The sequence below is a fragment of the Gluconacetobacter aggeris genome (assembly GCF_014174395.1).
GTDB classification, from domain to species: domain Bacteria; phylum Pseudomonadota; class Alphaproteobacteria; order Acetobacterales; family Acetobacteraceae; genus Gluconacetobacter; species Gluconacetobacter aggeris.
Window position 1 is genome coordinate 418,546 of record NZ_JABEQD010000001.1, and the last position, 17,945, is coordinate 436,490.

General features: G+C 64.6%; 10 protein-coding genes. 2 read left to right on the forward strand and 8 right to left on the reverse strand.

What is annotated here, in order from left to right; all coding sequences use genetic code 11:
* The first annotated feature begins 153 nt into the window (after nucleotides 1-153).
* Nucleotides 154-1,254 carry a COX15/CtaA family protein gene (locus tag HLH36_RS01880; RefSeq protein ID WP_182984775.1) on the forward strand — a complete coding sequence of 367 codons (1,101 nt, stop codon included), beginning with the start codon at nucleotides 154-156 and terminating at the stop codon, nucleotides 1,252-1,254.
* Nucleotides 1,255-1,449: 195 nt separating this feature from the next.
* Here the strand turns inward: HLH36_RS01880 and treA are convergent, their stop codons facing one another.
* Nucleotides 1,450-3,255, reverse strand: coding sequence for an alpha,alpha-trehalase TreA (treA, locus tag HLH36_RS01885; RefSeq protein ID WP_456305448.1), 1,806 nt, complete (start codon nucleotides 3,253-3,255; stop codon nucleotides 1,450-1,452).
* Nucleotides 3,256-3,487: 232 nt separating this feature from the next.
* Between treA and tldD the strand changes: the two genes are divergently transcribed.
* Nucleotides 3,488-4,948 (forward strand): metalloprotease TldD, encoded by a 1,461-nt coding sequence (gene tldD / locus HLH36_RS01890; RefSeq protein ID WP_182984776.1) that lies wholly within the window; start codon nucleotides 3,488-3,490, stop codon nucleotides 4,946-4,948.
* A gap of 147 nt (nucleotides 4,949-5,095) precedes the next feature.
* Here the strand turns inward: tldD and HLH36_RS01895 are convergent, their stop codons facing one another.
* The 7 genes from HLH36_RS01895 to HLH36_RS01925 form a co-directional block, all read right to left on the reverse strand.
* Nucleotides 5,096-7,534, reverse strand: coding sequence for a TonB-dependent receptor (locus HLH36_RS01895; protein WP_182984777.1), 2,439 nt, complete (start codon nucleotides 7,532-7,534; stop codon nucleotides 5,096-5,098).
* Between the two features lie 320 nt (nucleotides 7,535-7,854).
* Nucleotides 7,855-8,886: a redoxin domain-containing protein gene (locus HLH36_RS01900; protein ID WP_182984778.1), complete on the reverse strand. Its 1,032-nt coding sequence runs from the start codon at nucleotides 8,884-8,886 to the stop codon at nucleotides 7,855-7,857.
* A 96-nt stretch (nucleotides 8,887-8,982) separates the two neighbouring features.
* Nucleotides 8,983-10,854, reverse strand: coding sequence for a CocE/NonD family hydrolase (locus HLH36_RS01905; RefSeq protein ID WP_182984959.1), 1,872 nt, complete (start codon nucleotides 10,852-10,854; stop codon nucleotides 8,983-8,985).
* A gap of 123 nt (nucleotides 10,855-10,977) precedes the next feature.
* Nucleotides 10,978-13,503 (reverse strand): TonB-dependent receptor domain-containing protein, encoded by a 2,526-nt coding sequence (locus HLH36_RS01910; protein WP_182984779.1) that lies wholly within the window; start codon nucleotides 13,501-13,503, stop codon nucleotides 10,978-10,980.
* Between the two features lie 341 nt (nucleotides 13,504-13,844).
* Nucleotides 13,845-15,338 (reverse strand): cytochrome P450, encoded by a 1,494-nt coding sequence (locus tag HLH36_RS01915; protein WP_182984780.1) that lies wholly within the window; start codon nucleotides 15,336-15,338, stop codon nucleotides 13,845-13,847.
* A 299-nt stretch (nucleotides 15,339-15,637) separates the two neighbouring features.
* Complete coding sequence (locus HLH36_RS01920) at nucleotides 15,638-16,624, reverse strand: lysophospholipid acyltransferase family protein (RefSeq protein ID WP_220792658.1); 987 nt, start codon at nucleotides 16,622-16,624, stop codon at nucleotides 15,638-15,640.
* 118 nt (nucleotides 16,625-16,742) lie between these two features.
* Complete coding sequence (locus HLH36_RS01925) at nucleotides 16,743-17,945, reverse strand: DUF1501 domain-containing protein (protein WP_182984781.1); 1,203 nt, start codon at nucleotides 17,943-17,945, stop codon at nucleotides 16,743-16,745.

The window sequence follows — 17,945 nt, forward strand, 5'->3', positions numbered from 1 at the left end:
GTCAGGACAGGGAAGGAAAGAGGCCACGGCGTCAGGTCCGATGCTGGAATCATTCATGGCGTGACGGGAGGCGCCGCGCCCCGGCGGGCAACGCATGGGCCATGCACTAGCATCGGCTTGCGACCGGCGGCAAGGCGGGTCTAAATCCACCTCATGTCCGCACACACCATCCCGCAATCCGCCGCCCGCCGCGACGGGGCCTCGTCCCTCTCGTCCCGCAACCGGCAGCGCATCTCCACCTGGCTGTTCGTCATCTGCTTCATGCTGATCGGCATGATCGCGCTGGGCGGCTATACGCGCCTGACGGGCTCGGGCCTGTCGATCATGGACTGGCGGCCGGTGACGGGCATCATCCCCCCGCTGTCCCATGCGGAATGGGAGCGCCAGTTCGCGCTGTACCAGACCATCCCGCAATACAAGATCCTGCATGACGGGTTCGGCCTGGCCGGGTTCCAGCAGATCTTCTGGGCGGAATGGACCCACCGGTTCTGGGGCCGGCTGATCGGCCTGGTGCTGCTGCTGCCCCTGATCTGGTTCGCGGTCACGGGCGCGCTGACGCGCGGCCTGATCGCGCGGTTGCTGCTGTTCTTCGTGCTGGGCGGGCTGCAAGGGGCGGTGGGCTGGTTCATGGTCGCCTCGGGCTTCGACCAGAACAGCACGGCGGTCGAGCCGGTGCGGCTGGTGCTGCATCTGTGCTGCGCCTTCGCCCTCTATATCGCGATCCTGTGGACGGCGCTGTCGGTGCGCACGCCGGTCGCCCCCTTCATTCCCGCCACGGTCGCGGTGGTGCGCACCAGGCGGCTGGTCTGGGGCGCCACGTTCCTGATCGGCCTGACCATCATCGCCGGCGGCTTCACCGCCGGCACGCATGCGGGCTTCGCCTACAACAGCTTCCCGTTGATGGAAGGGCACCTGGTCCCGCAGGGCTATGCCAAGCTGTCGCCGTTCTGGCTGAACTGGTTCGCCAACATTCCCGCCGTCCAGTTCGACCACCGGCTGCTGGCCACCGTGACCGCGCTGGTCATCGGCGCCACCGTGCTGAGCGGCCTGCGCACACCGCAACTGGGCAAGCCCGCGCAGGACATCCTGATGCTCCTGGGCTGGGCGGTGCTGATCCAGTACGCGCTGGGCGTCACCACCCTGCTGCTGGTCGTGCCCGCCTGGGCCGGCACCGTGCACCAGACCTGGGGTGCCGTCCTGCTGACCGTCGCCATCGTGGCGCTGCACCGCCTGCGCGGCGTCGGCCGCGTCTGAGAGCCTGGGCGGAAAATGCGCGCTGGTGGCGATCCGGCGCGCGTTTCCTGCGCTTCGGTGCTCATGGCCATCAAGGCCATTCCGCTCCGATGCTCGGAAACACACGACGGCCGTGCCGCTTCGCGGCACTCTCGCTCACCAGCCCACATTTCCGCCCAGGCTCTTCCTGCCACGCCCACGTTCCAGCCCGCATTTTCAGTCATGCTCTGAAGACCGGGCGTTGGATGACGCAACGCTGGGTGGCGGCGTATCGGGCACCGGCACCGAGGGCGGAACGATGGCCGGATAGCGGTTCATCAGGCCCAGCAGCGTGCCGTTGGTCCAGCCGAAGCCGATCTGCATCGGATATTCGCCGCCCCCGGCCCCACCCATCGGGCTGACCGACGGGTCCACCACGTCGTATTTCTCCAGCAGTACGCCCGATTTCTGGTAGGTCGTGACCACCCGCGCCGTCCACCGGGCGGCGATCTCCCGCGCCAGATCGTCCTGCCCGTAACGGGCCAGCCCCATGATGGCCATCCATTCCTCCGGCGCCCAGCCGTTCGGCGCATCCCATTGCTGGCCGGTGGCCTGCTCGGTCGTCACCAGCCCGCCCGCCCGCAACAGCCGCGCCCGCGCCGTCGCCGCCACCATGCGCGCCTGCTCGGGCGTCGCGGCCTCCAGGAACAGCGGCACCATCGTCGCCACCGACAGGACCGGCGACAGCGCCTGCTTTTTCCAGTCGTAATCGAAGAACGCACCCTGGGCCGGGTCCCACAAGACGCGCCGGATGGCGGCGACCCGCTCGGTCGCCAGTTGGGCGTAGCGCTGCGCCCGCGCCTGGTCTCCCCGCAGGCCATAGGCATGGGCCAGCGTCTGTTGCAGATGCGCGATCAGGCTGTTCAGGTCCACCGGCAGCAGGTCGGTGGTATGGATCGTGGTCAGCGTATGGCCATCGGCCAGCCAGCGCGAGGAATAATCCCACCCGCTTTCCGCCCCGGCACGCAGGTTGCGATAGATCTCGGCGGCGGGCCGGTCGGACGCGGCGGCCGTGGCGATATCCTGCGGATAGCTCTCGTCGCGCGGCGTGTCCCGGTCGTCCCAGTAGCGGTTCATCACCGTGCCGTCCGGCAGGCATACCACGCGGCGATGGGCGGTGCCGGGCGCCAGCCCATCGTCCCCCTCCATCCAGTACTCATATTCGCGCTGCAATTGCGGCAGGAAAGTCGTGTAGGCGGCCGGTCCGTCATGCCGCGCCAGCAGGTCGACCATCAGCGCGAAGAATGGCGGCTCGGACCGGCTGAGATAATAGGTGCGGCTGCCATTGGGCATGTGCCCATAGCCGTCGATCAACGAGGCGATATCGCGCACCGTGCCGCGCAGCAGGTCGAACCGCCCGCTTTCCGACAGCCCGATCAGCGTGAAATAGGAATCCCAGTAATAAAGCTCGCGGAACCGCCCGCCGGGCACGACATAGGGCTGAGGCAGCGGCAGCAGCGACGAATAGGCGGGCGGCCGGTCCGGCGGCCGGCTCAGCACATCCCACATGCCGTCGATATACTCGCGCACGCTTTCGTCCTGATGCCGGCGATAAGACACCAGGCGCTGCTGCGGCACAGAGAAATGCTGGGCCACGAAACTGTTGAGGTCGAACCCCGATTGCGCCTTCGCCTGCTCATACGCCGCCAGCAGGTCGCCCGGCGCGCGGTCGGGCACGGCATCGGCCGCCGTCTTGGCATCGGCGAAGATATGGGCGGCGGAAACGGCGGCAAACAGCCCGCCCAGTGCGATCGAGGGCGGCAGAAGGCCGGCGGCCGGTGCGGTGACAGGCAGCGTCGCGGGCGCCGACGCGGGCGCGGGTGCCATGACGACAGGCTCCGCCGACGCCGGCTGCATGACCGGCAGCGCCAGCCAGGCGGCCAGCAGCAGCCCCCCGCGCGACATCGCGCGGCGGTGGCGGCGGGGCATGGCGGAACCGCGACCGGGCCGGATGGCGCGTCGCACCGGAAGATGTAGCGTCACCAGGCAGGAAATCCTCGTTCGGTCAGCATGTTGGCAGGACAGAATGCCCTGCGGTGCCGAAGGCGCATAAGAAAAACGACCCGGATGGCGTGAAGTTCATCCCACGGACGGACGATGGCGGCACTGGTCAAGCGCGCGCTTTCGTCCCACATCGGAATACGATTATGAATTCCGGCAGGGCATCACCCACCCTGCCCTCCCGTTCCCGCGCACCGTCCGGAGTCCGCCCCCGATGACCTTGACCGACCAGATCCTGAATCCGCTGACGGCGACCGACCGGCTGTTCTTCGACCGCGCGGGCGCCACGCTCGACCGGTCGGGGACCGAGGCGCTGGTGCGCCGCACGCTGGACGGCATGGATGACGGCGAACTGTTCCTGGAATATCGCGAGAGCGAATTCATCTCGCTGGATGACGGGGTGATCCGCACCGCCACCTTCGACACCTCGTCGGGCTTCGGCCTGCGCGCGATCCTGGGCGAGGAAACCGGCTTCGCCCATTCCGACGAGCTGAGCGAATCCGCCCTGAAACGTGCCGCCGACACGGTGACGCAGGTGCGCGCCGGCCGCTCCGGCACCATGGCGGCGGCCCCGCAGGCCACCAACCAGCGCCTCTATGGCGACGCCAACCCCCTGGGCGACACCGATTTCGCGTCCCGCGCCGCCCTCCTGTCGGCGCTCGACACCTACGCCCGGGGCCGCGATCCGCGCGTGGTGCAGGTTTCGGCCTCGCTGGCGGCGGAATGGCAGGCGGTGCAGATCGTCCGGGGCGACGGCACCCGCGTCGCCGACCTGCGCCCGCTGGTGCGGCTGAACGTGTCGGTGGTGGTGGAGCGCGACGGACGGCGCGAAAGCGGCGGCCACGGCATGGGCGGGCGCTATGCCTATACCCGCCTGCTCGACGAGGCGGTGTGGAAGGGCGCGGTGGACGAGGCCCTGCGCATGGCCCTGGTCAATCTCGATGCCGTCCCCGCCCCGGCCGGCGAGATGGAAGTGGTGCTGGGCGCCGGCTGGCCGGGCATCCTGCTGCACGAGGCCGTGGGCCACGGGCTGGAAGGCGATTTCAACCGCAAGGGCACCTCCGCCTTCGCCGGGCTGATGGGCCGGCGCGTCGCCGCCCCGGGCGTGACGGTGGTCGATGACGGCACGCTGCCCGAGCGGCGCGGCAGCCTGACGGTCGATGACGAGGGCACCCCCTCCGGCCGCACGGTGCTGATCGAGGACGGCATCCTGACCGGCTATCTGCAGGACCGGATGAACGCGCGGCTGATGGGCGTGCGCCCCACCGGCAACGGGCGGCGCCAATCCTACGCCCACGCGCCGATGCCGCGCATGACCAACACCATCATGCTGGGCGGCAACGCCACGACCGAGGAGATGATCCGCTCCACCCGGCGCGGATTGTACGCCGTCAATTTCGGCGGCGGCCAGGTGGACATCACCTCCGGCAAGTTCGTCTTCGCGGCCTCGGAAGCCTATCTGATCGAGGACGGCCGCGTGACCACCCCGGTGCGCGGCGCCACCCTCATCGGCAACGGCGCCGACGCGATGACCAAGGTGTCGATGATCGGCGGCGACATGGCCCTGGACCCCGGCATCGGCACCTGTGGCAAAAGCGGACAGGGCGTGCCGGTCGGCGTCGGCCAGCCGACCCTGAAGATGACCGGCCTCACGGTAGGCGGCACGGGAAAATAAGGAGACATCTTCATGGCGCAGGACGAGCAGGATGACGCTTTTCCGCGCCTGTCGGACATGAAAAAGCCTTTCAACGAACCCGTTCGCTGAAAGGCTTTTTCAGAACCCAGACTTCCCTGAACGGCGCCCCGAAGGGCGCCGCATGGATCAGAAGCCGGTCGAGACCGTCACGACCGCCGTGAAGGGCGTCTGGAGGTAATAGACAGGCTGCGCACCGGCAATGGTGCTGCCTCTCACGCCCGTCACCCCATTGAGCGTGTTCTGGAACGTGTAGACGCCGCTGCGGAACTTCGCATTGGTCAGGTTGGTCATGTTGAGCTGGATCTGCGGCGACTTCAGGAACCCGAGGCTGCCGAAACGATAGCCGATATTGACGGCATCGGTGATGTAGTTCGGGATCGAACTGTCGTTCATCAGCGTGGCGTACTGCTTGCCGACATATTTCAGCTGCGCGCCGATGAACAGGCGCCCGTCGTCATAATCCAGGCCGAGGGCCGCCATCACTTTCGGGCTGTTGATCTGGTTCTTGCCCTTCGTCGGCAGGTAATCGGCGATGGGGACGCCATTGCGAATACCCGTCGTCCCGATATTGTTGTCGATCCGCGCGCTCAGATACTCGAACGAGGCATAGGGGCGCAGATGATACAGGATCGGACGCGTCGACACCTGCACGTCGACGCCGCGCGACGTCTGGCCACCGGCATTGACGGTCTGGCTGTAGCTGGCTCCACCCGGCCCACTCCCAGGGTCATACTGGGTCAGGGTCAGCAGGCGGTTGGTCATGTTGTAGTTGAAGAAGGACACGCTGCCGATGACCGTATCGCCATTATAGCGATAGCCGATTTCCTCGGAGATCGAATATTGCGGCACCGAAGCCCCGCCGCGCTGAGTACGCGCCGCCGAGGTATTGGAGTAATAATCGACCAGCGAGGTGTTCGACGGCACCTTGAAGTTGGTCGCGCCATCCACGAAAATCTGATGGTGGCGGTTGAAGTTCCACGCAATGCCGATCTGCGGCAGCGGCTCGGCCACATGCAGGTTGCGGTTATAGGTGCCGCCGGGACCGGTGACGTAGTTATAGACCCGCCGCGTCACCATGGCTTCCTTGAAGCCCAGGTCGATATGCAGCTTGCGATCGAAATAATCCATGCTGTCGCCGATGAACAGCATGTTGACCTGCGACAGGCTCAGGAAGTCGCGATAATTGTAGGGCTGGCCGTTCGGCATTTTGACCAGGGCATTGGTACCCCAGATATTGTACGGCTCGCCGGTTGCCTGATCGACCCTGCCGACGGGCGAATATTGCAGCAGGTTGGCATATTCGTACCACCAGCCGGCCGTCAGATGATGATGGCTGCCGAGCTGGTAATTGACCTTGATCGTATTGCCGGGGCGGAACTGCTCCTGGTTCGACGGCGTCAGCGCCAGATAGCTGGCGCCGTTCGTCACCCGCCCGTCCCCGGTCAGGTCGACCGGCACATACTGTCCACCGTAATAGGTCTTGCCTTCGGTCAGGGTGCTGGCCCCGGTGCCGTTGCCGATACCATGCCAGAAATAGGCCGAATCGTCGATCGAAAGACGCGAGTTGATGACGATATGGGTCGGCAGGATGGCCACGACATTGCGGAACGGATTGACGTGCAGCCGGTAGTAGTTGGTATCCTTGATGCCGCCGTAATTGGCATCGTAGTTCGTGCTGTAGCCGGTCGTGCGATATTGCGACAGGCTGGGGTTCAGGAACGAATCATTGACCTGGTCGTTGTAGGAAACGGTCAGCCCGGTATGGCTTCCATTCTCGAAATCCTTCACGAGCTTGAAGTCGTAATGGAATTTCTCCGACAGGCCGGGGCCGCGATAATTGTTGGCCTTGGTATGGCTGAAGGCGAACATGAACCGCACGCCGCTATTGCCGATATCGCCTGAATTCAGCTTCAGGAACTGGCGCGTCATGTCGAACGAACCGAACGAGATATCGAGCAGGCCACCCATCTTGTGCGAAGGATTGCTCATCGTCGCCTCGACCAGGCCGCCGGCACCGCTGACGATCGGGCTGTCGAGATTGACCGAACCGGGCAGCAGCGAAACCGTCTCCAGATCCTCGGCCTCCAGCACCTCGTTCGAATAGAACTGCCCGCCGCCGATATCGTTCAGCGGCATGCCGTCCAGCGTCCAGCCGATATTGGTCTGGTCGAGGCCGCGCACCATCGTCGATCCGGAATACAGGCCGAAGGAATCCTGATCCATCACGTTGGCGCTGGGCAGCATCTTCAGGATCTGCTGGATGTTCGTGGTCGGCGACTGTTTCGAGATGAAGTCGCGCGTGATGGTCTGGATCGCCTTGGGGTCCTTTTCCACCCGCATCAGGCCTGCGCCGGGCGAACGGGTCAGCGCGGTGCGGCCGGTCACGTTGACGACCTCCGTCTTCGGTTCGCCCTGGACCGGCGTGGCCGCCGAAGCGGCAGGCGTCGACGCCGTTGCCGTGGCGCTGGGGGCAACGCTGGTCGTCTGGGCGCGCGCCGCCACACCGGTCAGACCGGCGACGGCAGTACTGGCAAGAAGAACACTCAGGCGAAGACGTGTGACCATGTACAGGACGGCCTTTTTCTTGTCATGAAGGGAAGAGGAAACAAAAATCCCCGGAATCATCGAAAATTCACAATAATTCCGGAGAACCTGACCACTCCGTCAAGCTCGTATCAGCAGCCAGCTTTCGCAAGCAACTGCCATTCTCATGGTCGATCGCCTTGACCGAATCATGTTGCAAATTTGCATCATTATGGATGAGAGCCTGACCGGAAATGTGGGCTGGTGAGCAAGAGTGCCGCGAAGCGGCACACCCGGCATGTGTTTCCGAGCACCGAAGCGCAGGAAACGCGCGTCGGATCGCCACCAGCGCGCATTTCCGGTCAGGCCCTCGCAGCCCCCGGCGCGTCGTGGAGAAAGGGAAGGCAGGCATAGCGGCAGCCCCGCGTCACAGGGGCGACCGCATGCAGGACCGAGCAGGAGAACACGGTCGCCCCGCCCAGGGGGGCGGTATATCGCGCCGGACCGATCTCCGGAAAGCTCAGCCCGCCCCCCTCGAAATCGTCATTGAGATTGATCGAGACGGCGAAGCGGCGATGGGCCGTGGCCGTAACCGTATTGTCACGGTGCGGGCCGAAGCACCCATGGTCGGCGGCGTCATAACAGGCCACGATCATGCGTTCCATGCGCGTGACCTGGAACTGGAAATATTTTGATATTTCTGGAACGATACGATGTATGACACGATGCTGAAGCTGGGCGACCAGCGCCGGATCGCGCAGCACGCAGTCCCGCCGGCTCTTGAAGCCGATATCCGTCACGGGCAGGGACCGCCCCGGTTCCGGCTCGGTAAAGATGGCCGACTGCACGCTGGCCTGCCCATGGAAATAGCGGATGAGCATCTCGCAGAGCGCGGGCTCCAGCACGCCGGGCAGCATCAGGGCGGGCGTCGGTACCTGCCGTTGCACGGCCAGGGCGTCCGGGAGGTGCCGCAGGAAGGACAAGACCTGCCTGACCGAGGAGGGTTCATCGTCCGCGATCGCGGCGATCCGCAGCATGGGGTCCACCAGCACCAGCCCCCTGCCGCCGGCCGGCACGCCATAATGGCCGGCGACCAGCCGGTCCGCATCCAGGAAATGCCGTACCCCCGGCGGCTGCGCGTGCAGCCGCCCCGACAGCTCGTCGTCCGAATCGGCGCTGACGCCGAAGAGCTGGCAGCGTACCCCGTCGAAGACAGGATCGCCGGCCAGATGTTCCAGGCGCTCGCCGATATCGGCACCGGCGGCGGATGGAAAGAAATAGAGCAGGTTGTAACGACCGGCCGCCATGTCGAAACTGTACCGGCCCGACGGCGTGGTGCAGCGCTGGGTGAACCACGGAGCCGGATCACCGGGGGCGAGGAACCGCCTGTTCATGCCATGATCCTTCGCCGCGAACCCGCAGGCACGAAATCTGCGCGAAGCGGCACCGGATGCACAAGAGAGAAAAAGCGCCCCCGAGGCGGCGAACGATCAGTGCCCCTTCACCGGGGCCCCGTGAACCTCCAGCCAGCTCCGGGCGAGATCGACGCTGACCGTGGCCGGACGATAGGCCTCCTTCGGGGCGAGGAAGATATTCTCCACATAGGTCTGCGGATTACGGTCATAGAGCGGGAACCAGCTCGACTGGATCTGGATCATGATCCGATGCCCCGGCAGGAACGTATGGTTCGCCAGCGGCAGCACCATGTCATAGGCCTGCGCGACATTGGCCGGAATGGGATGCGGCTGCGCGAAACTCTCGCGATAGCGGCCGCGCAGGATATCCGCGCTGATCATGAGCTGATACCCGCCCATTTCGGGCTGATCGGCTACTTCATCCGGATAGACGTCGATCAGCTTCACGACGAAATCGCCATCGGTGCCCGTGGTGGCGGCCGTCAGATGCATATGCGGCTGGCCACGGACGACGAACGGCGCCGTCAGCACCGGCGAGGTAAAGCTCAGCACATCGGGGCGCGCGGCCATGTTGCGCTGGTCGGTCGCCAGCCAGTCCCGCCAGTTCGAGCCCGGACGCCCCTTCGAGACGATGGGGCGCGCCACATAGGGCACCGGATGATCGGGGTCGGACACATAGCGCGCAACCCCCGCATCGGCGCCCGGCGCCTGCGCGCCGAGCCCCTGGCCGGGTTCGAGATGCAGCGTGGTACAGCCCGAAGCGCAGTCCCGTGGCGGCAACGCGTCCGCGTTCTCCCATATATTGTCACCGGTGCGGAACGCCGTGACGCGCGCGGGCAGCGGGACGCTGCCATCCTTGAGGTAATGGGCCAGGAACGGTTCCAGAATATTCCTGCGGAAATACAGGCCGGTGTCGGACCGCAGCTTGACCGGCCCCAGCGTGCTGGCCTCGCGGATCTCGCCGCCATGGTTCCACGGACCGACGGCCAGCCAGAGGCGCGACGCCGCCGCCGGATCTTTTTCCAACGCATGATAAAGGGCAATGGCGCCGTAATTATCCTCCTGGTCCCACAGGCTATGGACCAGAAGCGTCGGCACCGTCAGCCCCTCGCGCGGCAGCAGCCGGTCCAGCGCCTGTTGCTGCCACCAATCGTCATAGGCCGGATGGGCCAGAATCTGGCGGAAGAAGCCGATCTGGTCCATGCCGCGCACGCGGCCCGCCGCCCCGGCCGACCCCGCGCGCAGGAAGACGTCGTAGGAATCGTACTGGCTGGCCCACCAGGTGGCCGTATTCTTCGGTGTGCCGTCCTGCTCGTAGATATAGGGCAGCATTTCCTCGCGGAACGCGCCGTTATGGAACCAGTCGTCGCCCATCCAGCCATCGACCATCGGGTTCATCGGCACCGAGACCTTCAGCGCCGGATGCGGATGGAACAGCGCCGTGATGGCGGTATAGCCGTCATAGGATACGCCGATGATGCCGACCTTGCCGTTGCTTTCAGGCAGGTTATGCACCAGCCATTCGATGGTGTCCCAGGTGTCGGTGGCATGGTCGACCGCGCTACCGTTCAGCGGGCCACGCAGCGGGCGGTTCATCACATACCGCCCCTCCGACCCGTATTTGCCCCGCACATCCTGGATGACGCGGATATACCCGCCATCGGCGATCACATCCGGCATGTTGTCATAGCCTTCCAGCATCGGCCCCATATTGCCGCTGGAGGCGAAGGCGACCATGTGGTCGGCATTATAGGGGGTGCGCGTCAGCAGGATCGGCGCACCATGGGCCCCCTTGGGAATGATGATGACCGTATGCAGCTTCGCGCCGTCCCGCATGGGAATCATCACATCCCGGCGGACATGATCGAAGCTGGCATCCTCCACCTGGAAATGGTCCGGCATGTCGGGGGCGATACCGCCGCCGGGGGCGGAAGGCTCCCCCGCCATGGCCGCCCATGGCAGGATGGCAAGACAGGCCGAAAGCAGCAGGATCTTTCTCACGCGACGCTCATCCTCGGGCGCAGGCAGGGACAGAAGGCCGGGCCATGCGGGCCCGGCCTGCGACCGGCATCAGAATTCAGCCGAGATGGTGCCATAATATTCGCGCGGCGCCGCGACGAACAGATTGGCATTGTCATCGCCCGACACCGACGCCGCGCCATAGACACCGCCGATGTAATTCTTGTCGAACAGGTTGGTGACCCCCAGGGTGGCCTTGAGATTCTGCGCGAAGCCGATCCGGCCGAAATTATAGGCCAGGTTGAGGTTCGTCACCCAGTAGGCCGGGATATACTGGTCGTTGAGATAGGTCATCGGGCGCGAGCTGATATAATTCGCGTTGAAATTGAACATCACCTGGCGCCAGGTATAGTTCAGGTTCGCCTTGTACATGAACTTCGGATAATAGACCTGGTGCTTGCCCTTCAGGCTGTATGTCGTACCGCCATAATTGATGGAACGGCTTTGATATTGCGCGTCGTTCCAACTGAAGCTGTTGGTGATTTCAAGCCCCCGCACAGGGCGGACCGTCGCCATGACATCCGCCCCGTTCATGGTCTCCCGCCCGACATTCAGATACGCGCTGTGCGCCGTCGCGGAACTGCCTTCGGTGATGGAGGCCAGGCGGTTGTAGTAATCGGTATGATAGAAATCGACCGTTCCCGAGAAGATGCGCGAATCATACCGGTATCCGACGATATAGTTCCATGTCCGTTCCGGCCGCAGCACCTTCGTATTCGCATCGAAGACCTGCTGGGCGGTCAGCTTGGCATTTCCCAGGCCGCCCCACGCCGTGCCGCTCCCCGACTGCGAGTAATAATCGTAAGCCCGCATATTCTCGGCGATATCCCAGTAGAATTCGTGATGATCGAGAAAATGGTAATCGAAGTTGAAATGGGGCAGGAAGGCCGACGACGCGGTCAGCGTTCCGGTTGCCGCATGACGATAATAGGTGTTCCAGCCTTCGGCATCGAGCTGGCTGGTGAAATCCTTCTTCGTGCCGCCATGGGTCGTCTGGGTCAGGGATTTGAACCCGGCCAGCAGGGTCATGCCGGGGATGATCGTCCAGCGATCCTGCAGGAAGAACTGGAACGTATTGGTGTTGTACGTATCGTCATACCATGTATGGGCCTGGCTGGGCTTGAAGTCCGAGTTCCAGTTATGCGCGTCGTGCAGATAATCCTCATACAGGCGCTGGTTATAGATCCACTGGTTGTTCTCGTACCACAGGCCGGTATCGATATGGTTGTTGTGCGGCGCCTCGATCGAGAATTTCTGCGTGAAGCCCAGGCGGCGCATGGCGGCATGGGCCATCTGCAAGGCCATCGGCACGCCCGAAACCGTGCCGTCGGCCAGCAGGGCGGGCACCCCGTAGCTGGGCGAGGTCACGAAATTATTGGTGCCGCCATGGATGGCGCTGCTGATATCGCCATAGGCGACCGTGTCGGAGGCGACATTCTTGAACAGGTCGAAATGTCCCGTGACCGCCGAGAGATAGGTGCGCTGCACCTGGGACGCATCCCAGGCATAATCGCCGATCTCGTCATTGGACAGGATACCCTCGTACCCCGGCGGGACATCACTGGTATATTGCGCATAATAGGCCCAGAGCTTGGCCTTTTCGTAATCCGGCTTCAGATAGGTCGAATAGCGGCCCATCTTCTGCCACATGTTCTTCGTCATGGTCAGGTAATTTCCCTGCGTGAAATTACCGTAGCCGAAGAAGGCGGTTATCCTGCCCCGGTCGCCGACCGGCTGTACGACCTTGGCATCGGCCTGCAATTCGCTTTGATAGCCCTGCCCTTTCCACAGATTCGTATTGGTGCGGGCGAAGGAGGCATAGAATTTCGTGCCGGTCGGGTTCAATATGCCGCTGTCCACGCGCCCATAGGTGCGATAGGCATTATAGCTGCCGAATGTCTGGCTGATCTTGCCGCCGGCCTTGTCCTTGGGGTCGGAGGTCGTGTAGGTCATCGCGCCGCCGAGATTCTGCGCCGAGAACGAATCCAGCGCGCCGGCCCCCTGCGACATCGTCATGCCCGCTAGATCGTCCTGGATCATTGCCTGGGTAATCGACACGCCGTTGTTATTGGCGAAGCCCTGGGTGCCGAGCGGAATGCCGTCCAGCGTCGCGCCGATCTGCATCTGGGTAAAGCCGCGCACGTAGAACGTATTGCCGTACGTATCCAGGCCGAAGGCATCGGTCGAAGCGAAATTGGCCCCCGGTGTCGTCAGGGAGAGAATCTGCATCGGGTTCGTGCCGGCAACGAAGCGATCCATCACCGCACGCGTGACGGCAACCTCGGCGCCGTGGCTGCGGACGCGCGATGCCTCGACCTGGATCGCTTCCGGGTCTTCATGAACCGGCGCGGCACGGCGGGGATGCTGCACGGCAGCAGGCCGCATGGCAATGGACGTGGCAGGCTGCGCCGCCGTGCCGGGATGCGCCTTCTTCGCATGCTGCTTATGGGCAGGCGTCACGACCTTGGCGCCCGCCGAGGAAACGACCGAAACCACCGCAAGGCCCGCGATCGCCGTTGTGCGAAGCAACCTGGCCCTGATACGCGGGCCCTGCGTCGACCACCGCCGAACAGTCATTTCGTCTTCTCCTGCCAGATGCGCAACATGCCGACACAGCACTCCCCCGGCCCGACGCCGGATGAGCCATGCCGCGTCAACTATTTGTCTGAATCGACTTTGTTAGATTACTGCAATGTTACGATTCAATAATATTGACCGTCAATGATCAAAAACAACCATCTCTCATAACCTGAGGTTAAGAGACGACCTTGAAAGCCCTCCTGCCGCGCGCGGCAGGGACATGCGCCGTTGATGATGAATGCACGGATGGCGGCAGGCGCCGGCATCGCTGACCTGTTCCAGGTCAGAACATCAATGATACGGCTCCCATGGAACCGATAACGCCGTCCGGCCGCCGGTCAGGCGGAGTAAGGACAGCCGACGGCCGCACTCTCTCTCGCCCGCACGGGCGGGAAAGTCGCGACATGGCCAGCGGGGCCTCGCTGCCGGTGGACCAGTATCCCCGGCAGGCCATCGCGCGGCCGCAGCGTCAGCCGGCATTGCGGCACGACCTTCTGGCCCGGCGGCAGGACGATGCGGAACCGCTGCGCCAGGATGGCCAGGCAGAGAATGGCCTCGGTCATGCCGAAATGCTGGCCCGGACAGACGCGCGGACCGCTGGCGAAGGGGATGTAGCTGTAGGGTTCGGGCCGGGCCCCGTCCATGAAGCGTTCGGGCCGGAATTCGTGCGGCGCCTCGAACAGGCTCTCGGTCCGGTGCAGCAGCCACGGCACGATCAGGATCAGCGATCCGGGGCGGACGGCGACATCTCCGATCTGGTCCGCGTCGCGATTCTGGCGGGCCAGGATCGGCACGGGGGGATAAAGCCGCAGGGCTTCCTCGATCACCGCCTGGCACCAGCGCAGGCGCGGCAAATCCTCCAGCGTCGGGGCCCGGTCGCCGCACACGGCGGCGATTTCATCATGCACCGCCCGCTCCACCCACGGCGCGCGCGCCAGCAGATACCATACCCAGGTCAGCGTCGCCGCCGTCGTCTCGTGCCCGGCCATGAAGATGGTGGCGGCCTCGTTCCGCAGGGCCACCGCGTCCAGCCCCAGCTCGGGGTTGCGCTTCTGGCGCCGGATCAGCAGTTCCATCATCGAATTATGGCTGCCCCGGCCGGCCAGATGATCCTCGACGATCCGGTCGATCACATGATGCAGGCGCCCCACCGCGCGCCGCAGGGCCGGCGTGCGCATCATCGGCAGCCCCTCGTCCAGCCCCAGGAAATATCCGGGATTGGTCGAGTCCACCAGCGCCTGATATTGCGTGAAGCTTTCGGACACTTCGGTCGTGTCCGCATGGCCCAGTTCCTGGCCGAACACGCTGCGCGAGATGATCTCCGCCGTCAGCGCCGCCATTTCGGGCAGGATGTCGATGGTGGTCCGATCGGGGATCTGCTGCCAGCGCCGCGCCATTTCCAGGGCGGTCCGCTCGATGATGGGGCTGAAGGCGGGAACACGGTCCTTGTGCACGATGTCCGAGACCAGGGCGCGCCGCTGCCGCCAGGTCGGGCCGTCGGAAATGAACAGCCCGTCGCCCAGCAGATACTCCAGCGCACGGCGCATCTGGGGGCTCTTGCGCTCGTAATTGTCGCGCCGTTTCACCAGGATGTCGCGAATCACCTCGGGCGCATTCACCAGGACGATCTGTCGTCCGAGGATACGGATCTGCGACACCTTTTCCCGATAATCGCCGACGCGCCATATCGAGAGAAAATCCTGCCGGGCCTGCAGCAGCAGATTCAGATATTTCCCCGGCGGACCGGCATAATACGCGGCATGTACCGGCTCCAGGACGTTGTCGGAAACATGTTCCACAATCTCGACCGGCTGCAGGAACCGTGCGCGCATCAAAAAGCCCCTGACACCTCTAGCGGAGATCGAGCATTCATTCACAACCTGCCAGAGATGTCAATAAATGAGGCGAATTTCCCGATTTCCGTCACATTTCGAAAAAGAAATAGTGTATTTTATCAGAATTCCTCATAACATCCATCCGCGCCTCGTCCTCCCTTTGAGGAAGTCATACACGGATCGTATTACGCGAATTCTTTGGAACGACAGGCTCCACCCGGTCAAACCCATGAGAATTCGATCGTTTTAGAGCCTGTTTGGACATGCACCGGCGGCGGGAGCAGGCAACCGGATCGTCAGGATACGAGGCGATTATCGACAAAATACCATTGCGGTGCATGCATGCGTACAAGCGGTTCCACAATCCCGTTCAGGCGCTCGACATCGTCCAGCAGGGATGACGCCGCGCCATCCAGCGCGAAAGGTTCCAGAATCGTCAGGGTGAACCGCACCCCCGCTTCCCGCGTCAGATAAACCGGGCAGATCCGCGCACCCGTGCGGCGGGCCAGGCGCGCCACCAGGGCATAATTGGTTTGCAGATTGGCGGGCCGGCCCAGGAACGGCGCCCGAATCTGGCCGTTGAACCCTTCGTCGCAGAACACCAGAAGCTGCCCGCTTTCTTCCAGCACCCGCAGGGCGGGCCGCACGGCCTGGCGCCCGGGCGGCAGGAGCGCGATTCCCGCACGCGTGCGTACATGCCGCACGATCCAGTGCCGGGCCCGACTGCGCGGCGGATCGTAATTGAGCGAGACCTTCAATCCCAGATCGGTCAGGCACTGCATCAGCACTTCCCAGTTGCTGAGGTGCAGCCCCATGAAAATGACCGGCACATCCTGGCATGTTTTCAAATGATCCACACCGACGCGACGCACGCCGCCCGACCTGCGGGCCAGGCGCGGCACCGCGGAATATTCGACCATCTGCCGCCCCTGCGAGTCCACATAGGCATCCACCATGTCCGCGATCGCATCCGGCGCATGGTCGGGAAAGAGCGTTTCAAGATTGGCACGCGCACGCTGCAGGGGGACGGCATAGGCCCGCGGAACCAGCACACGCCCCAGCCACCCGCCAAAATGCGAACATAACGTGGCCGGGACCAGCCTGAATGTAAAAAAGAACGTCAGGTCAAAGATATTTCCACGATTATCCCGCACCCAGTAGCGCAGGAAACGCCGACGGGCCTCGCCGCCGGCCAGCAGATCGACCAACGACGGCGCCGCAGCCGGCTGGTATGTCCACGCCTTGCGTTTGCTCGGCGGCGAAGGCGGCACCATCAGGGACATGGGTGGAGGACCTGTGCATCGGAAGGAAGAGTCGGAAGCAATATATGTCGGCGAGCCCGATCATACCGTCCTTGTCATTCCGTCACGATAGAAAAACAATTCCATAGAAAAACAATTCCTAGGCGGCCCGCACCAGCCCATGCATCCTCTCGCCCCCCGTCCCCGGAAAGATCCGCGCCAGCGCGCCGCCGGGCACGTCCAGATGGTCGCACAGCACCCCGGCCGCGACGGCACGCAGGTCGGTCGTGGGCGCCAGGTCCCGGTTTTCGAAAAGCTGATCCTGCCGCAGGCCGGGCCATGTGCCGCCGACCCGCCCCCCGGCGACGGCCCCGCCCATGAGCAGCGCGACGGTTGCCGTGCCATGATCCGTGCCGCCGGTACCGTTCATGCGCACGGTCCGCCCGAATTCGGTCATGAGCAGCACGACCGTCCGGCTCCAATCCGCCCCCAGCGCCCCGCGCAACGCCTGCACGCCGCGATCGAGCTGGCTCAGAGGCCCCTTGAGGCGACCGACCTGGCCGGCATGGGTATCCCAGCCGCCGATCTCCAGCGCCGCGACACGGGGACCGTTCGGGGCCGTCAACATGCGGCCCGCCGCGGCGGACAGGACGGAAAACGCATCCGGCTTGCGCCCGTCGCCCGAAGCCGGCGCGACCGCCTCCATGACGGAATCGGAGAAGCCACGCGCCCTCAACCCGTCGCGAAAGGCCGGCCCCGTAACAGGATCGGCCGCGTTGAGCGCCGCGATCTGGCTGTAGAGTGCCGGGTCCGGATGCTGGCTGCCGGCCGGGGCGAAGGTGCCGACAGGCGCGGGCCCGCGCAGCATCAGCGGCACGGACAGGCCCATGGCCAGCCCGTAGCCGTCCGGGCGGCGGCCGCGCCCCGGCAGGGCGGCAACGGCGCGGTTCAGCCACCCGCTGTCCAGCCGCCGGTCCGCGCCGCTTTCAAGGTAATCCTGGGCCTCGAAATGCGACCGGCTGCGATAATGCCCGGCCACCGCGTGGATCGGCAGCATCTGCCCCGCGCCATACAGATCGTGCATTCCCGCCAGCGCGGGGTGCAGCCCGTAGAAGCCGCCCAGGTCCAGCAATCCCCCCTCCCGCCCCGGCTGGGGCAGCAGAAGATCCCGCCGATGCGTCGCGATATCGGGGTCGCCATAGGGCGTGACGGCGGCAAGCCCGTCGAGCGCCCCGCGCAGGATGATCACGACGAGACGCGGATCGTCCGGGCCGCCGCCCGAACCGGCGAGGGCCAGGGAGGCCCGCCCGCAGGTCCAGCTTGCGGCAAGCCCCAGCAGGGCGGAACGGCGACGGAGCATCAT